Genomic DNA, 16,297 nt, shown 5'->3' with positions numbered 1-16,297 from the left:
TGTTGAGAGCCGGGAAGGGGCGCTGAACGTCTAGCGGCTGGTCCTTTCCCGGTGCTGTTGAGAAACGTCACCGCCTCGGCGCCAGCGGTGAAAACGCGCCACCCAGGTGAGCAGCCCCCGGGGGGCATGGTTGCGCTTCCACTCACCGGCCGCGTACTTGTTGGCCTCGGTCAGGGTGGGGTAGGCATGAATGGTCCCCAGCAGCTTGTTCAAACCCAGGTTGTGGCGCATCGCGGTAACGTACTCGCTGATCAGCTCCCCGGCGTGCGTGCCGACGATGGTGGCCCCCAGGATTCGGTCCTTGCCGGGCGCGGTCAGGACCTTGATGAAACCCTCGTCCGCCTCGTCGGCAATGGCACGGTCCAGTTCGCCAAGGTCGAAGCGGGTGACCTCGTACTCAACTCCCTGGGCTCGGGCCTCTGACTCATTGAGCCCCACTCGTGCCACCTCCGGTTCCGTGAAAGTGACGGCGGGAATAACCCGGTAGTCAACGCGAAACGTTTTGGCGAACCCGAACAGGGCGTTGACCACCGCGTACCAGGCCTGGTGGGCCGCGGCGTGGGTGAACTGGTAAGGGCCGGCGACATCGCCGCAGGCGTAGATATTCGGATAACGGGTCTGGAGGGCGTCGTTGACCTCCAGGGTGCCGTTTTCTGCGAGGGGAATGCCCAGGTTCTCGAGGCCAAAGCCCTCCACGTTGGGTTTGCGTCCCGTTGCCACCAACAGGCGGTCGAAGCGGACGTTAAGGGTTTCACCCCGGTGCTCGCAGCGCAGGTGGCATTCACCTGCTTCCTCGGCAAATGCCAGCATCCGGTGTTCCAGGCGTACATCAACACCCTCCTTGCGCAGCCGCTTGAGGACTTCTTGGCTGACCTCCGGGTCCTCCTTGGCGAGGATGCGCGGACCGCGCAGAACCAGGGTCACCCGGCTGCCGAGCCTGGCAAAGCACTGGCCCAGCTCGGCGGCGATGGGACCGCCACCCAGAATCAACAGCCGGCGCGGTAGTTCGCGCAGCTCCCAGACGGTGTCGGAGGTCAGCGGGTCCATGGCCTCGATGCCCTCGATGGCGGGCAGCGCCGGGCGTGCGCCGGTGGCAATGATGATGCTGCGGGTGGTGATGCGCCGTCCCTCGACCTCCACCTCAAAGGGCGAGAGAATTCGCGCCCGGCCCTGCACGCACTCGACGCCGAGGCCGGTGTAGCGCTCCACCGAGTCGTGGGGTTCGACTTTTTTAATCACCCGCTGCACCCGCTCCATGATGCGGGCGAAGTCGTAACTCAGTTCCGCGCGATCGATACCCAGTGACTCGCAGCGGCGGCTTTCGGCGATAAAGCGGGTCGAGCGAATCAGGGCTTTTGAGGGGACGCAACCGGTGTTCAGACAGTCGCCCCCCATGCGGTGCTTTTCGATCAGGGTGACCCGCGCCTTGACGGCGGCGGCGATATAGGCGGACACCAAGCCTGCGGAGCCGGCGCCGATAACCACCAGGTTGGTGTCGTAGCGCGCGGGCCGGCTGAACCCTTTGTAGACCCGCCGCGACCGCAAAAATTGGGTGACCCAGCGCGCCAGCAGCGGAAACAGCCCCAGCAGGGTGAACGAGAGGAGCAGCTCCGGCGAGAAAACACCCGAGAGGCTCTGCACCTGGCTGAGCTGGGTCCCTGCGTTCACGTACACCAGCGTGCCTGCCAGCATACCCAGTTGGCTGACCCAGTAAAAAGTCCGGGTGTGGAGTTTGGTGAGCCCCATCACCAGGTTGATGACGAAGAACGGAAACACCGGTACCAGGCGAAGGGTGAACAGGTAAAAGGGTCCGTCGCGCCGAATGCCCCGATTGATGGCCTCCAGCTGCTTATTGAAACGGTTCTGGACCCAGTCGCGTAACAGGTAACGAGAGCAGAGAAACGCGATGGTGGCGCCGATGGAGCTGGCGAAGGAGACCAGCAGGGTGCCCCAGCCGAGCCCGAAGAGGGCACCGGCCAGCAGGGTCATCACCGCGGCGCCGGGCAGCGACAGTCCGGTGACGGCCACGTAAATCAGGAAGAAGGTGCCGGCGGCGCTCCAGGGGTGTTGCGCATAGTAGCGGTCGAACTGTGCCTGATGCGACTTCAGATAATCCAGGTTCAGGTATTGGGACAGGTCGAGGACGAAGAACAGGGCGACCAGAACCACCAGTGCACACAGGAGTAACAGCTTCGAAAATCTCATAGGGCTGGTGTTTCTCCAAGGATAAAGGGGCGCGGTATCGTTTTGCCTTACTGACCTCGTGAAGCTGGCGATGTTACAGGCAACCAATCAAAAGCTCATAAAAACAGAAGCATAGCCCGGCAGGGCGGGAGAGGCTAGGCCCGGGGTCTGACCGATTGGAGCGAGGAGACGGGGGAAGGGCGGGAAGGATCCGCCCCGGGTGTCGCTCGCTCCCTTTTTGACGTGGTTAGGAGCCGCGGTTAGCGGTCGCCGTTATTGCAGGGGGCGGGCTCGCCGGCCGCTGTCATTGAATCAAGGGTGGTTTGGTAGCGGCCGTGGGCCTGGTGCAGGCAGCGGGTCAGCCAAGCGAAGTCGGCGAACAGAAGCGCCCCCGCCAGGGGTGTCAGCACAGGCCAGACAAGGGCCCCGTAGAGCCCTCCCAGGGCGCTTAAGTGGAACTGCCACTGACGCCTGGACGCGGGGGTGGGGATCAGTGATTTCATGTTGGGCAGGGCCGCGCTGCTCATCGGATTTTTCATCCAGGCGCGCTGCAGGTGCAGGTAAATCAGAAACGGCAGTATTTTTTGCAACATGCCCAGCATCACCGAGCCGACAAAACCGAGCCCCCACGCCAGTCCCATCCAGCGGCTATCCACCGTCCCGCCGGTTCCAAGCCCGTAGAGTCCCAGCAGGGATACCGCCAGCAGGTGGACGAGGCCGAGTTGCCAGAAGCGTACCGTGTAATCAACCAGCTTGCGCTTGCGCCGGCTCAGAATGTAAAGCGCGGTGGCGCCGTAAAGCAGACAGAGCAGCAGCCCGACGCCCAGCGCGAGGTTCTCCAGTGCCCCGGCCTCGGCCAGCGAGGTTGTTAGGAGGGCGACGAACAGCGCTGACGGTAACCATTGGGCCGCGCGTGCCGGAAAGGCCGGGGCGACATGAAACATCGGAATTACCTGGTAGCTCACCGCCATGATCAGCAGCAGGCACCAGCCGAGCCCCCCCCAGAGCGCGTGAAGGTCGGTCTGCTGAAGCCGGTAGAGTCCAAGCTCCGGCGCGAATCGCGGCGATGCCTGAACGGCACCGAGGACCAGGGTGGTAATGAGCGCCACAAGGGCCAGGGCAACGCCGCGACTGCTGTCGCGCCAGGGGCGAATCCTCGAGACGCCCAGCGCAAGCGCTGCGCCGAAGGTGCCCAGGGCCGCGCCCAACAACCCAAGGGCCAGCGCAAAAAGCCAGCCATTGGCGCTGATAAAGCCCAGCGCCAAGCTGAACGCTCCCAGGCCCAGTGCGGCTCGAATCCAGGGGGCGAGGGTGGCACCGGCGGGGATTGCCTGGTTGCTGATCACCGGCAGCACCTGAAACAGTGCGCCAACCACTACCTGGGCGCCAAACCCCAGGGTCAGCAGGTGGGTAAAGGCCAGCATGCCGGGTTGCCAGCGGCTGCTCAGCGCGCCGGGATCCAGTATCAGCACCAGGGCCGCCAACATTCCGAACACGGGGGCGAGTAGGAAGAAGCCCAGGGGCGTGCGCAGGGGCGGAATGTTGTCCAGTGAAAGGCCGGCGAGGTTCACGGTATTGCCTCGGCCCGCAGGTCCGCCAGGCAGAAAGCCGTTAAGTCCCCGCTGTCGGCGTGCCAGATATAGATGCGAAACGCGGCCTCGCCTTGCTGTCGGCACAGGTAGTGAAAACCGTTCTCCAGCAAGAGGGGGAAAAGCGGGCGCGGTTCGCGGCGATGATGCACTTTCAGCACCTCGTCCGGGCCGAGGTTTCGCAGCGTAACCAGAATCCGCTCCAATGGCTCCGGCGGCGCCAGGTCGCTGACATCAAGGGGGGCGAGCAGGGTGGGCATCAAGCGGTGGTGACCTGCCGCATCTGTTCCAACAGCTGTGAATCCGCGACCAGCACCTGGTCGGACATGGGGTAGAGAATCTGCTCCTCTTTCATGTTGTGCTGTTGCATCAGTACCATCAGGGTTTCGGTCAGCCCGAGAAATTCCTCGTCGGCGCGGTTCCGCAGCGCCTCGTTGATCTCTTCAACCAGGGCGCGCATCTGCTGGTGTTCCATCCGCATCACCGCCGTGGGGCCCTGGGTCTGCCCGGTCTGGGACTCAAAGGCCGGGAACAGCACCGTCTCTTCGCGCGCCAAGTGGGTCAGCAGTGCATCACGAAACTGCGTCCAGGCCCCGTCGGCCTCGGCCCAGTTCTGTTCGGATGCGGCTCCCTCCGCGGCGGTAAAAAGGTCATCGCAGTGGCGATGTTCGTGGGTCATGATATCGGTGATGGTGCTCATGCTTGGCTTCTCCCGGTTGAGTCAGCGCAGTATCAGCGGGCGCAACCGGCGCTGCCTTGATCTAAGTCAGTTCGGCGCAAGGGGCGGCGCCAGCCGCCCCTTGCCGAATCAATAGTGGCGCAGATCGGCGTCCTGGTAGGGGGAGTGGGTAGGAGAGTCGAGGCTGATATAGTCGTGCAACTGACCGCTCATCAGGCGCTGGAATTCAGCCCGCTCGAGCTTGATCAGCTCTTCGTGGTCTCCGGCTTCAATGTACACATAGGGCTGGTTGAGCAGATCTTCGTCGCAGATGGTGTCCATCTCGTATGCCTGTCCCATGGCGGGGATTGCGCCCAAATCACAGTCCTGGAACAAGGCTTTGAGCTCCACCTCGCTCACCAGCCGGAAGTTACGCCCGAGCTTGCGGTTGATGCGGCGCAGTTTGAGCCGGCGCATGGAGGGCACGACCGCCATCAGGTGGTGCCCGTCGGTATCTTCGAGTACGACGGCTTTGGCCAGGTGCTCCATCGGAATATGCGCTGTGTAGGCGGTATCGAAGGCGTTGGTGGTGTGCTTGTGCTTGAGAAGGTTGTAGTCGGCATGATGGTCGGCGAGGTATTCGCTGAGGGTCATCGACATGGTCATGTCGCTTCTCCTTCACCGTACCGAGAAGGTTCCGGCAGCGGGTGCATTGGGGTTGCTACGCTTAAGGCGACCCTAAGTATAACGCGCCGACGTAAAAGGAACGGATGGGAGGAGGAAAATGATCGCAGGTCTGGAAAAACTGCTCGCCGAGGGCAAAGACAGCCCGGAGCTGCGCTTTGGCTTGGGTAACGCTTACCTGAACGCGGGGCAGCCGGTCTCGGCCGCCGAACACCTGGAGGCCTGCCTTGAGCAGAAGCCGGGCTATTCGGCGGCCTGGAAGCTGCTGGGGCGGGCCTACCAGCAGCAGGATCTGCCCGAGCTGGCGCTAAAGACCTACCGAAAAGGCATATCGGCGGCCGAGGAGGCCGGGGATCTGCAGGCGGTCAAGGAGATGGAGGTCTTCGCCCGCCGCCTGGAAAAAGCACTGGGTTGAGTGGCGCGGTAGCGACTGTGGATTACACCCATTCCTGGGAACTCGCCCCCGCCGAAGCGCGGGCGCTGCAGGTACGCCTCAGCGCAGGGGTGCGGCTTGAGGACGATTTTGAGCCGCTGCGCCTTGTGGCCGGGGTGGATGTGGGCTTCGAGGCGGACGGTTCGATCACGCGGGCGGCGGTCGCGGTGCTGGACGCCCAGAGCCTCACGCTGGTTGATCAAAGCGTGGCCCGGCAACCGACGCGGTTTCCCTATATTCCCGGTCTGCTCTCGTTCAGGGAGCTGCCGACGATTTTAGAAGCAATCGCATCACTCACTACCCCACCGGATATCTACCTGTGTGACGGCCAGGGCATCGCCCACCCGCGCAGGCTTGGGATCGCATCCCACCTGGGCGTGCTGCTGGACGTGCCAGCGATTGGCGTGGGCAAGAGCCGACTGGTGGGCGAGTACGAGGAGCCGGCTGGCGCACGAGGCGCCTGGAGCGGGTTGTACCATCGCGGTGAGCGGGTGGGGGCGGTGTTAAGAACCCGGGCCGGCGTCAAACCGCTGTTTATCTCCCCGGGCCATCGCATAAGTCTTGAGCGGGTGATTGAGGTGGTGATGGCCTGCACGACCCGTTTCAAACTTCCAGAAACCACCCGTTGGGCCCATCGACTGGCCTCGGATCCGCGCTTTCGGAATGACTAATATCACGTATAATCCGGCCACCGATTGAAACAAGGAGCAAGTGATGGCGCGGACCTTTGATGTGATGATTATCGGCGGCGGCATGGTTGGCGCAACGTTGGCCTGCGCGCTGAGCGCAAAGGGCCTTTCCATCGCCGTGCTCGAAGCTTCTCCGCCGCGCCCCTTTGAGCCGGAGCAACCCCATGATCTGCGCGTATCGGCGCTGAGTCCTGCCTCCGTGAAGATCCTCGGCAACCTTGGTGCCTGGGCCGGCATTCTTGGTCGGCGCTGCTGTCCCTACCGGGGCATGCGTGTCTGGGAAACCAGCGGGCAGGGTGATACGCGCTTTCACAGCGACAGCGTGGGGCAACCGGCGCTGGGGTATATCGTTGAGAACCGCGTCGTACAGCTGGCGCTCTGGGACTGCTTGCAGCAGGCACAGGACGTCAGCCTGATGGCATCGGTGCGGATCGCAGCCATCGACTACGGCGGCGCAATGGGCAGCCGTGTGACCCTGGACGATGGTGAGGTGTTGCAGGCTAGGCTTTTGGTGGGCGCTGACGGGGGCGAGTCACGGGTGCGCGAAGCCGCGGGTATCGGTGTGCATCGATGGGATTACCCACAGCGTGCGCTGGTGGCCAGCGTGGAAACCGAGGCTGCGCAGCAGGATATCACCTGGCAGCGGTTTCTCCCCACCGGTCCCGTTGCCTTCTTGCCGCTTACAGGCCCGCACGGTTCTCTGGTCTGGTACCACCATCCCGATGAGATACAGCGCCTGATGTCACTGGATGAGGCCGACTTTATCGACGCCGTGATGCGTGGCTTTCCCAAAGAACTCGGGGGGATTCGCCGGCTGGAAGGTCGTGCCAGCTTTCCCCTGCGACGCCAGCATGCACTCAATTACTGGCGCCCCGGTGCGGTGCTGGTGGGTGATGCGGCCCATATGATTCATCCGTTGGCGGGACAGGGCGTGAATATCGGCCTGCTGGATGCTGCCTGCCTGGCCGACGTGCTGCTTGAGGCCCTGGATGAACAGCTTCCCCTGGGTGGCTCGATACTGGCGCGCTACGAGGCGCGGCGGCGAAATCACAACCTTGGGGTGATGACGGCGATGGATTTGATCTACCGTGTGTTCGGTCGTCAGGATCCAGCATCCCGGCTGGCGCGCAACCTTGGGCTGGGGCTGACCCAGCGACTGGCCCCGGTGAAAAAACGGGCCATGCGCTGGGCCATGGGAATGGAAGGCGACCTTCCGGCACTGGCGCGCCTGGAGTAGGGGTAAAAGCAGGCAAAGCCCCCCAACGCGGCGCATACCAAGAGGCTGGGCAAAAAAAACGGCGGGCACGATGCCCGCCGTTTTTTATATACGCCTTAAGATCAGCTCTTTTTAGCTTGTGCCGCCTTGGGCGCTGCGGGGGCAGTGGCTTTCTGGGCAGCCGGAGCGGACTTGGGAGCATCGGCCTTGGGTGCATCGGTCTTGGCAGCTGCTGCGGGCGCGGCTTTGGGGGCTGCTTTAGGTTCTGCTTTAGGTGTCGGCTTGGTGGCAGCTTTGGGTGCGCTCTTGGCCGGCGCCTTGGTGGCCTTGGGAGCCGCTTTGGCGGCGCGGCGCACCGGGGCTTTCTTTGGTGCCGGCGCCTTGGTCACAGGAGCACTGGTGGCGCTGTCCGCGAAGGGGGTGGATTCAGCGATGCGGCCATAGGTGTTGGACAGCAGCTCGGTGATCGCCTCCTTGGCCTCGTTGATGGCGGCGATGTTCTCCTCGGCGGAGGCAGTCAGCTTGCTTTCAAACTCCTTGAGGTACTTGAACTGCAGGTCGGCGACCGTTTTGGCGTCGCCGGCTTCGGCCAGGGCCTTGGCCTGGTTAATGCCGCAGCTGATGCACTCGGTCAGGTATTCCGACTGCACGGAAGCCATTTTTTCCAGTGTCTTGCGATTGATTTCAGCCACATCCAACATGGGCTGCATTTTTTCTTGCATATCCTTAAGCAGGTCTTCGTACATGGTCGGGCTCCCTCATCAAACGAGACAACGAAACAGGTTGAGTGCTCTTGTGCGCCGCAGCAAAGCGGTTTCGGTGACTATAGAACCCCACCCGGTGGAAGTCAATGCTCGGTTGTGCTACCTGGCGGCTGAACGCGCAGCGGATAAACCGGTCAATAAATCAGCCCAAGTCATGGGCTGCGGGCAAGGTGAGGCAAAACAAGATACCATGACACCTAACGGATCCGGCCTGTCGCCGAGGGGGCGCCGCCCTCGGGGCCATAACCTGCGCCGGAGTACCATTCAGTTAAGGAAAATGCGTTTTCTATGAACAATTCTCCCGATAACACCTTTGTGCCCGCACTCGACCCCCACCCCAGCTTCCGGTTGTTGCGCCGCCAGGGCATCGAAAGCCTGGGGGTGGAGGTGGCCGAGTACGAACATCAGGCCACCGGGGCCCGGCATTATCACATCGCCGCCGACCAGGATGAGAATGTCTTTCTGGTGGCGCTGCGCACGGTGCCCCAGGACTCCACCGGTGTCGCCCATATTCTGGAGCACACGGCGCTGTGCGGAAGCGAGCGTTATCCGGTTCGCGACCCCTTCTTCATGATGCTGCGGCGTTCTCTTAATACCTTCATGAACGCCTTTACCAGCAGTGACTGGACGGCTTACCCCTTTGCGACCCAGAATCGCAAGGATTACTTCAACCTGCTGGATGTTTACCTGGACGCGGTGTTTTTCTCCCGCCTGGATCGCCTGGATTTCTCCCAGGAGGGGCACCGTCTCGAGTTCAAGGAGGCCGACAACAGCGACTCCGACCTGACCTTTAAGGGGGTGGTTTATAACGAGATGAAGGGGGCAATGAGTTCCCCGGTCAGCACCCTCTGGCAGACCCTGAGCAAGCACCTGTTTCCCACCGTCACCTACCACCACAACAGCGGCGGCGACCCCGAGTGCATTCCGGATTTGAGTTACGAGGAGCTGCTGGCGTTCTACCGGACCCATTACCACCCCTCCAACGCGGTGTTCATGACTTTCGGCGACCTGCCACCCGCAGAGCTTCAGGAAAAGTTTGAAAGCCAGGCGCTCAGCCGTTTCGAGCGGCTTGAAGAGACCATCGTCGTGCCTGACGAGAAACGTTACCACGCGCCGCTTCGGGTCGAGGAGGCGTATGCCCTCAGTGAGGAGGATCTGAGCCGCAAGAGCCATGTGGTGCTGGGCTGGCTGCTGGGCCAGAGCATCGATCTGGAACAGCAGCTGGAGGCCAATCTGTTGTCCCGCGTATTGCTCGACAGTAGCGCATCGCCCCTGCGTCATGCGCTGGAAACCTCCGAGCTGGGCCAGGCGCCTTCGCCGCTTTGCGGTCTGGAAGACTCCAACCGCGAGATGAGTTTCATGTGTGGGCTCGAAGGCACCGACCCCGATTCGGCTGCTGCCATTGAAACCCTGGTCGTCGATGTGCTGGAGCAGGTGGCCCGCGACGGGGTTCCCCAGTCGCAGGTCGAGGCGGTGCTGCACCAGCTGGAACTGAGCCAGCGCGAGGTGGGGGGCGATGGTTTTCCCTACGGCCTGCAACTGATTATGTCTGCGCTGTCGACCGCCGTTCACCGCGGCGACCCCATTGCGCTGCTGAACCTTGACCCGGTGCTCGAACAACTGCGCGAGCGGATTCAGGAGCCGGACTACATCAAGGAACTGGTGCAACGGCTGTTGCTGGACAACCACCACCGGGTGCGCCTGACCCTGCGCCCGGACAGCGAACTGAACGGGCGCAGAGAAATGGCAGAGGCCTTGCGCCTGGCACAGATCAAAAGCGGGCTCTCGGCGGCGCAGAAACAGGAGATTGTGGAGCAGGCGCGGGCACTTGAAGCCCGCCAGCAACGCCAGGACGACGATGCCTTGCTGCCCAAGGTGGGGCTGGAGGATGTGCCTGCCGACATCCATATTCCCAGCGGCGAAACACAGGCTCTGGCCTGCGGGCGCCGCGCCTTCTACGGGCAGGGGACCAACGGCCTTGTCTACCAGCAGATACTGGTAGAAATGCCCCAGCTGACGGAAGAGGAACAGCTGCTGTTGCCCTATTACGCCAACTGCCTGCCCGAACTCGGTCATGGGGAGCTGAGCTATCAAGAGGCCCAGGCCAGGCAGTCCAGCGTCACGGGGGGCATCAGCGCCTACAGTTCGGTGCGTGGAAACGTCGATGACGAGCAGGCGGTCAAAGCCTATTTCACCCTTTCCGGTAAAGCTCTGGTGCGCAATATCCGACCCTTGACCGAGCTGCTTCACAGCACCTTTACCGGACTGCGCTTTGACGAGCTGGGGCATATCCGTGAACTGGTTGCGCAACAGCGCACCCGCAAGGAGCAAAGCATTACCGGCAGCGGCCACAGCCTGGCGATGATGGCGGCGATCAGCGGCTACAGCCCATCGGCCAACCTGTCCCACCGGCAGCGGGGCCTGGCGGGGGTGCGATTCGTCAAGGAGCTGGATCAAAAGCTGGATCAGGCAGACGAGTTGCAGTTGTTTGCAGACAAGCTGGCCGCGCTGCATCAGAAAATCCTGGTCAGCCCCCGTCACTTCCTGGTGGTGACAGAGCCCGAGCGGCGGGAAGAGTGCGATCAGGCCCTGGATGAGTACTGGGGAGCGGACCCCGGCGGTGCCAAGGTTGAGCCTTTTGTGCTCGCGCCGGTGCGCCAGTCGGTGCACCAGGCCTGGATCACCAGTACGCAGGTCAACTTCTGCGCCAAGGCGTATCCTACCGTGCCGGTTGAACATCCCGATGCCGCGGCCCTGACGGTACTGGGAGAATTTTTGCGCAACGGTTACCTGCACCGGGTGATTCGGGAGCAGGGTGGGGCCTATGGCGGCGGTGCCGGGCAGGACTCATCCAGTGCTGCGTTCCGCTTCTTCTCCTACCGGGATCCCCGCCTGCAGGAGACACTGCAGGATTTTGACCGAGCGGTGGACTGGCTGCTGGCCGAAGAACACAGCTTTGCCCGGTTGGAGGAAGCCATCCTCGGGGTGGTCTCCAATATCGATAAGCCCGGTTCGCCCGCGGGAGAGGCCAAGCAGGCCTACCACAGCACCCTTTTCGGGCGCACCCCGGAGCAGCGTCGGGGCTTTCGCTCCCGTGTGCTCAAGGTAACGGTGGACGATCTTAAACGGGTGGCGCGCACCTATCTCAAGGATCAGCAGGGTAGCGTAGCGGTGATTACCAACGCGCAGCAGGGCGAAGCCCTTAAGGGTGAGAAAATGGAAGTCATCACAATTTAAAAAAACAGAAAGATAGAACGCTAATCTAAGTTTCTTTCTCTTCTAAGCCCGCCGCTTTGGCTGCGGGCTTTTTATTGTCTTGAAAGCTGCGCTGGGGAACCCGGCCGCTGGGCACGACCCGGGACGCGGGTTGCAGGTGGCTCTCCTGGTCATCAAAGAAAATATGGGCGCGGAAGGCGCGCAAAATTTCGTGCTTGGATACGCCGCCCATGAAAAAGGCCTCGTCGACGTCGACCTGCCAGGCTCTCAGGGTGTTGATCACCCGTGCGTGGGTAGGGCTGTTGCGGGCGGTGACCAGGGCGATGCGTACCGGCGACTCGCCGGCGGGAAAGCTGCGCTGCAGATAGGAGAGGGTCTTCAGCAGTTTGGCAAAGGGGCCTTCGTCCAGTGGGACGTCCGCCAGTTCGCTCTCGAGGCGGGCGAAGGCTTCGAGGCCATCCTGCTGGTAAATGCGTTCCGAAGCGTCCGAAAACAGTACGGCGTCGCCGTCAAAGGCGATGCGGATCTGGTCCTGGTCGGGATCGAAATCCTCTGGTGGCGCGTAGATCTCGGCGGCGGCTATTCCTGAATCCACTGCCGCCTGCACGTCCCGGGCGGACCGGGAGAGAAAGAGGTCGACGCTGAACGCATCAAGGTAGGCGGCGTTGCTGCGCCCGCCGCTGAACGCGGCGCGAGTGATGCCCAGCTGGTAGTGGCTAATGGAGTTAAAAATGCGCAGCCCCGTGTCCGCGGTGTTGCGTGACATGATCACCACTTCCACCAGGGGGTGGTGCGGGTCGATGTCGTTCAGGCGCAGCAGGGCGCGGATCAGCGGGAACGCGGCACCCGGGGCGAGCACTTCGTCCTCGTGATCGCGCTGGTACTGGCGATACGCATCGACCCCGTGGGCTTCGAAGATGCGGTTTTCATCCTCCAGGTCGAACAGCGCCCTTGAGGAGATCCCTACCACCAGACGTCTGCTCAGATCGGTGCTCACCCGGCCTCCTTGGTAATGGCTATCCTTTCAGCCTAGTCGATGCTCAGCTGTCTTCGGGCTCGTAGCCCAGGTTCGGCGCCAGCCAGCGCTCCATCTCCGTCTTCTCCATACCCTTGCGGCGTGCGTAATCCTCCACCTGGTCTTCGCTGATCTTGGCGATGCCGAAATAGCGACTCTCGGGATGAGAGAAATACCAGCCGCTCACCGCTGCGGTGGGGGTCATGGCATAGCTGTCTGTGAGGGCGATGCCTGTTCGCGCCTCCACATCCAGCAGCTCCCAGAGCAGCCCCTTCTCGGTGTGATCAGGGCAGGCCGGGTAGCCGGGGGCGGGGCGAATGCCCTGGTAAGCCTCGCGGATCAACTCCTCGTTGCTGAGGTGCTCCTCCGCGGCGTAGCCCCAAAACTCGCGCCGCACCCGTTCGTGCATACGCTCGGCCAGGGCTTCGGCCAGGCGGTCGGCCAGGGCCTTGACCATGATCGACCGGTAGTCGTCATGCTTGGCCTCGTACTCGGCCACCAGTTCATCCAGGCCGATGCCGGCGGTGACAGCAAATGCACCGACATAATCGGCCTTGCCGCTGTCGCGGGGGGCGACGTAGTCGCTCAGGCAGTGGTTGAACTTGCCGGCGCCTTTTTCGGTCTGCTGGCGCAGGTGGTGTAGGGTGGTCAGGGTCGATTGACGGGTTTCATCGACATAGACGGCGATGTCATCGTCGCCGACGCGGTTGGCCGGAAAGAGGCCGATGACGGCGGCGGCCTTGAGTCGCTTGCCGGCGATCAGCTCCTCCAGCATCGCCTGCGCATCCTGGTACAGCTTGCGCGCTTCCTCGCCCATCTGGGCGTCATCGAGAATGCGGGGGAAGCGTCCCTTGAGTTCCCAGGCGTGGAAGAAGAAGGTCCAGTCGATGTAGTCCAGCAGTTCGCGCAGATCGTAGTCTTTGAACACCTGGATGCCCAGCTGGCGAGGGACCGGGGGGGGGTAGGCTTGCCAGTCAACGGGCTGGCGGTTGGCCCGCGCCTTCTCCAGGTTGACCCGCCGCGCATCCTTGGCCTTGGCATTGTGGCGATCCCGGGCCTGGGCGTACTCCTCGCGCACGGCGGCGGCAAAGTCGGCGTGCTGGGTTTCGCTGAGCAGGGCCGAGGCCACCCCGACGCTGCGCGAGGCGTTGTGCACATAGACGGTGGGCGCGCTGTAGGCCGGCTCTATCTTAACCGCGGTATGCATCTTGGAGGTGGTGGCCCCGCCAATCATCAGGGGGATTTTAAGCCCCTGGCGCTCGAGCTCCTTGGCCAGGTGCACCATCTCGTCCAGGGAGGGGGTGATGAGGCCCGAGAGCCCGATCAGGTCTACGTTCTCCTCGCGGGCGGTGCGGATGATGGTTTCCGCCGGCACCATGACGCCAAGGTCGATGATCTCGAAGTTGTTGCACTGGAGCACCACGCCGACAATGTTCTTGCCGATGTCGTGGACATCCCCCTTGACGGTTGCCATCAGTATCTTGCCGTTGCTCTGCCGGGCGCCCCCGGCTTTTTCTGCCTCGATAAAGGGCATCAGGTAGGCCACGGCCTTTTTCATCACCCGGGCGGATTTGACCACCTGGGGCAGGAACATCTTGCCGGCGCCGAACAGATCGCCCACCACCGACATGCCGGCCATCAGGGGCCCCTCGATCACCTGCAGCGGGCGCTCATGGGCCTGACGGGCCTCCTCGGTGTCCACGTCGACAAATTCGGTGATGCCCTTGACCAGTGCGTGCTCCAGGCGCTTGTTCACGTCCCACTCGCGCCAGGCGAGATCGGTGCGTACATCGTTTTTCTCGCCGCTGCCGGCATAATCGGCAGCGACCGTCAGTAGTGCCTCGGTGGCATCAGGGCTGCGGTTGAGGATGACATCCTCGACCCGGTCGCGCAGATCGCCCGGAATATCTTCGTAAATCGCCAGCTGGCCGGCGTTGACGATGCCCATGTCCATGCCCGCCTGGATGGCGTGGTACAGGAATACGGCGTGGATCGCTTCGCGCACCGGGTTGTTGCCCCGAAAGGAGAAGGAGACGTTGGATACGCCGCCGGAGATCAGCGCATGGGGCAGGGTGGCCTTGATGGTGCGGGTGGCCTCGATAAAGTCGACCGCGTAGTTGTTGTGCTCTTCGATGCCGGTGGCCACGGCGAAAATATTGGGGTCGAAGATAATGTCTTCGGGGGGGAAGCCCACCTGCTCGGTGAGCACCCGGTAGGAACGGGTGCAGATCTCCACCTTGCGCTCAAAGGTGTCGGCCTGCCCGGTTTCGTCAAAGGCCATCACCACTACCGCGGCGCCGTAACGGCGGATCAGGCGGGCCTGCTCAATGAAGGCGTCCTCGCCTTCCTTGAGGCTGATGGAGTTGACGATGCCCTTGCCCTGGATGCACTTGAGCCCGGTTTCCAGAATCTCCCACTTGGAGGAGTCCACCATGATCGGCACCCGGGCGATATCCGGCTCGCCGGCGATCAGGTTGAGAAAGCGCTTCATGGCGGCTTCGGAATCGAGCATCCCCTCGTCCATGTTGATGTCGATCACCTGGGCGCCGTTCTCCACCTGCTGGCGGGCGATGTCCAGGGCGGTCTCGAAATCCTGCTCCTTGATCAGCCGTCGGAACAGGGCGGAGCCGGTGACGTTGGCCCGCTCGCCGACGTTGACGAACAGCGACTCGGCGCCGATGTTGAAGGCTTCCAGGCCCGCCAGCCGGCAGGCCCTGGGGATCTCCGGAAGGGGACGTGGCGGGCAGGTGCGCACCGCCTGAGCGATGGCCTGAATATGTTCGGGCGTGGTACCGCAGCAGCCGCCGACGATGTTGAGGAAACCGCTGCGCGCCCATTCGCCAATCTCTTCGGCCATCTGCTCCGGCGTCTCGTCGTAGCCGCCGAAGGCGTTGGGCAGGCCGGCATTGGGGTGGGCGGAGACAAAAGTGTCCGCCACAGTGGAGAGTTCCTCCACGTACTGGCGCAGCTCCTTGGGCCCCAGGGCGCAGTTGAGGCCGATGGCGAGGGGCTGGGCGTGGCGAATGGAGTTCCAGAAGGCTTCCGCGGTCTGCCCGGAAAGGGTGCGCCCGGAGGCGTCGGTGATGGTGCCGGAGATCATCACCGGCAAACGCCGGCTCTGTTCGTGAAACAGGGATTCGAGGGCGAAGATCGCCGCCTTGGCATTGAGCGTGTCAAAGACCGTCTCGATCATCAGCAGGTCAACCCCGCCTTCGATCAGGGCCCCGGCACTCTCCCGGTAGGCGCCGACCAGTTCGTCGAAGGTGACGTTGCGGGCCGCCGGATCGTTCACGTCCGGAGAAATGGAGGCGGTGCGGTTGGTCGGGCCCAGCACCCCGGCGACGTAGCGGGGGCGATCCGGTGTTTTGCGGCTGTAGAGGTCGGCCGCCTCGCGGGCCAGGCGTGCGGCCTCGCGGTTTATTTCAGCGCTCAGCTCCTCCATCGCGTAGTCGGCCATGGCGATGCGGGTGCTGTTGAAGGTGTTGGTTTCGATGATGTCGGCGCCGGCCGCCAGGTAATCCTCGTGCAGCTCGCGAATCAGCTGCGGTTGGGTCAGCACCAGCAGGTCGTTGTTGCCCTTGAGTTCGCAGCTCCACTCCGCAAAACGTGCCCCCCTGAAGTCCGCTTCCTGGAGTTGGCGCTGCTGGATCATGGTGCCCATGCCGCCGTCGAGAATAAGGATGCGTTCGCTGAGGCTTTGCCGCAGCGTGGAGAGAGTTACGTTGGTCACCGAGGAACCCCTGCTGTGTATCTACTGATGGCTAACTGAAGAGTAAAGGGCGCTATTGTATCCTTAAACAAATACTTAAGTGCTGAATTTGCTTCATTCGATTATGAATTCACCGTGGT

12 protein-coding genes are annotated in these 16,297 nt (G+C 62.7%); 4 read left to right on the top strand and 8 right to left on the bottom strand.

Annotation, left to right across the window (positions count from 1 at the left end):
- Positions 1-30: 30 nt before the first annotated feature.
- From JGZ97_RS12985 to JGZ97_RS12965, 5 genes are all read right to left on the bottom strand, one after another.
- The gene (locus tag JGZ97_RS12985) at positions 31-2,205 is read right to left on the bottom strand and encodes an FAD-dependent oxidoreductase (protein WP_207063068.1); all 2,175 of its coding nucleotides are present in this window, start codon (positions 2,203-2,205) and stop codon (positions 31-33) included.
- A 239-nt stretch (positions 2,206-2,444) separates the two neighbouring features.
- Entirely contained in the window at positions 2,445-3,755 is a 1,311-nt protein-coding gene (locus JGZ97_RS12980; RefSeq protein WP_207063067.1) for an NnrS family protein, read from the bottom strand.
- On the bottom strand, positions 3,752-4,033 hold the full coding sequence (locus JGZ97_RS12975) for a DUF2249 domain-containing protein (protein ID WP_207063066.1): 282 nt from the start codon (positions 4,031-4,033) through the stop codon (positions 3,752-3,754). The genes JGZ97_RS12980 and JGZ97_RS12975 overlap by 4 nt, the downstream gene beginning before the upstream one ends.
- Positions 4,033-4,473, bottom strand: coding sequence for a hemerythrin domain-containing protein (locus JGZ97_RS12970; RefSeq protein WP_207063065.1), 441 nt, complete (start codon positions 4,471-4,473; stop codon positions 4,033-4,035). Before JGZ97_RS12970 ends, JGZ97_RS12975 begins: the two co-directional genes overlap by 1 nt.
- Before the next feature lie 108 nt (positions 4,474-4,581).
- On the bottom strand, positions 4,582-5,097 hold the full coding sequence (locus JGZ97_RS12965) for an aminoacyl-tRNA deacylase (RefSeq protein WP_207063064.1): 516 nt from the start codon (positions 5,095-5,097) through the stop codon (positions 4,582-4,584).
- A gap of 118 nt (positions 5,098-5,215) precedes the next feature.
- Between JGZ97_RS12965 and JGZ97_RS12960 the strand changes: the two genes are divergently transcribed.
- Genes JGZ97_RS12960 through JGZ97_RS12950 form a run of 3 tightly spaced genes read left to right on the top strand, consistent with a single transcriptional unit; the run spans position 5,216 to position 7,474 of the window.
- Positions 5,216-5,530 carry a tetratricopeptide repeat protein gene (locus JGZ97_RS12960; RefSeq protein WP_207063063.1) on the top strand — a complete coding sequence of 105 codons (315 nt, stop codon included), beginning with the start codon at positions 5,216-5,218 and terminating at the stop codon, positions 5,528-5,530.
- A 17-nt stretch (positions 5,531-5,547) separates the two neighbouring features.
- Positions 5,548-6,219: a deoxyribonuclease V gene (gene nfi / locus JGZ97_RS12955; protein WP_207063062.1), complete on the top strand. Its 672-nt coding sequence runs from the start codon at positions 5,548-5,550 to the stop codon at positions 6,217-6,219.
- Between the two features lie 43 nt (positions 6,220-6,262).
- On the top strand, positions 6,263-7,474 hold the full coding sequence (locus JGZ97_RS12950) for a UbiH/UbiF/VisC/COQ6 family ubiquinone biosynthesis hydroxylase (protein WP_207063061.1): 1,212 nt from the start codon (positions 6,263-6,265) through the stop codon (positions 7,472-7,474).
- Between the two features lie 101 nt (positions 7,475-7,575).
- Here JGZ97_RS12950 and JGZ97_RS12945 read toward each other — a convergent pair whose 3' ends face one another.
- Entirely contained in the window at positions 7,576-8,199 is a 624-nt protein-coding gene (locus JGZ97_RS12945) for a phasin family protein (RefSeq protein ID WP_207063060.1), read from the bottom strand.
- Between the two features lie 306 nt (positions 8,200-8,505).
- Between JGZ97_RS12945 and JGZ97_RS12940 the strand changes: the two genes are divergently transcribed.
- Positions 8,506-11,454 (top strand): insulinase family protein, encoded by a 2,949-nt coding sequence (locus JGZ97_RS12940; RefSeq protein ID WP_207063059.1) that lies wholly within the window; start codon positions 8,506-8,508, stop codon positions 11,452-11,454.
- Positions 11,455-11,479: 25 nt separating this feature from the next.
- Here JGZ97_RS12940 and JGZ97_RS12935 read toward each other — a convergent pair whose 3' ends face one another.
- Together JGZ97_RS12935 and metH are read right to left on the bottom strand one after the other, a co-directional pair.
- Positions 11,480-12,430 (bottom strand): 5'-nucleotidase, encoded by a 951-nt coding sequence (locus JGZ97_RS12935; protein ID WP_207063058.1) that lies wholly within the window; start codon positions 12,428-12,430, stop codon positions 11,480-11,482.
- A gap of 43 nt (positions 12,431-12,473) precedes the next feature.
- On the bottom strand, positions 12,474-16,178 hold the full coding sequence (metH, locus tag JGZ97_RS12930) for a methionine synthase (RefSeq protein WP_207063057.1): 3,705 nt from the start codon (positions 16,176-16,178) through the stop codon (positions 12,474-12,476).
- Positions 16,179-16,297: the final 119 nt, after the last annotated feature.

The organism is Motiliproteus sp. SC1-56, from assembly GCF_017309075.1.
Lineage (GTDB): Bacteria > Pseudomonadota > Gammaproteobacteria > Pseudomonadales > Balneatricaceae > Motiliproteus.
The sequence above is the reverse complement of the archived record's forward strand: the minus strand, read 5'-3'. Positions and strand labels throughout refer to the sequence as shown.

What these genes read in the sequence shown, in the direction of transcription:
- JGZ97_RS12975 (WP_207063066.1), bottom strand. Translation starts at nt 4,033, where the DNA reads ATGCCCACCCTGCTCGCCCCCCTTGATGTCAGCGACCTGGCGCCGCCG.
- JGZ97_RS12970 (WP_207063065.1), bottom strand. Translation starts at nt 4,473, where the DNA reads ATGAGCACCATCACCGATATCATGACCCACGAACATCGCCACTGCGAT.
- JGZ97_RS12985 (WP_207063068.1), bottom strand. Translation starts at nt 2,205, where the DNA reads ATGAGATTTTCGAAGCTGTTACTCCTGTGTGCACTGGTGGTTCTGGTC.
- JGZ97_RS12940 (WP_207063059.1), top strand. Translation starts at nt 8,506, where the DNA reads ATGAACAATTCTCCCGATAACACCTTTGTGCCCGCACTCGACCCCCAC.
- JGZ97_RS12945 (WP_207063060.1), bottom strand. Translation starts at nt 8,199, where the DNA reads ATGTACGAAGACCTGCTTAAGGATATGCAAGAAAAAATGCAGCCCATG.
- JGZ97_RS12960 (WP_207063063.1), top strand. Translation starts at nt 5,216, where the DNA reads ATGATCGCAGGTCTGGAAAAACTGCTCGCCGAGGGCAAAGACAGCCCG.
- JGZ97_RS12950 (WP_207063061.1), top strand. Translation starts at nt 6,263, where the DNA reads ATGGCGCGGACCTTTGATGTGATGATTATCGGCGGCGGCATGGTTGGC.
- JGZ97_RS12965 (WP_207063064.1), bottom strand. Translation starts at nt 5,097, where the DNA reads ATGACCATGTCGATGACCCTCAGCGAATACCTCGCCGACCATCATGCC.